The sequence below is a fragment of the Roseateles sp. P5_B10 genome (genome assembly GCF_056400485.1).
In genome coordinates this window covers 1-553 of the sequence record NZ_JBFULE010001691.1, presented here as the reverse complement: position 1 = coordinate 553, position 553 = coordinate 1, and the positions used below count along the sequence as shown (strand labels likewise).

Annotated in this window: 1 protein-coding gene; it reads right to left on the bottom strand. The window is 64.4% G+C overall.

The window, feature by feature from the left end; all coding sequences use genetic code 11:
* Positions 1-43: 43 nt before the first annotated feature.
* Positions 44-553: esterase-like activity of phytase family protein (locus AC1DU6_RS35365; protein WP_477863253.1), on the bottom strand; the 510-nt coding region annotated here is incomplete at its 5' end.

Below are 553 nucleotides of genomic sequence, written 5' to 3'. Positions count from 1 at the left end.
GGCCAGGATCGAACTGATCCTGAGCCTGCTGGGCGACTGAGCCTCAGCGGCTGCGGCGCCGGGCCACGAAACCGACCAGGCTCAGGCCGGCCAGCAGCAGGGCATATTGGCTGGGTTCAGGCACGGCCGCGATGGCCTGGTTGGTCAGATTGCCCTCGAAAGCGAAGACGTAGAACTGGTTGCCGTAGGCTGCCGGCGCGCCGCCGCCGTTCGGGATTGCCGTGGCCAGGAAGTCGTTATCGTTGGCGAGATACAGCGTGTGCATCGTTTTGCCGTTGACGACGACATCCTCGCCGAAGGCAATGCCTTCGAGCTTGGCCGATATCAGCGCGTCGGAAATGCCGGCGGCGTTGAGCGCGGCCTTGATATCGAGAAATCGCGTGCCGACTATTGCCGTGCCGGGTTGGGTGCGCAGGTCGGCGATGCCACTGACCTCGGCGGCACCGGTCAGGTTGATCTTGACGAGCTGTTTCACCGCCGCCTTGGAGCCGTCGCCCATGCCCTTGCCGTCGCGCTCCAGCACGATGAGTTCGTGGTCGTTCAGTGCCAGCAA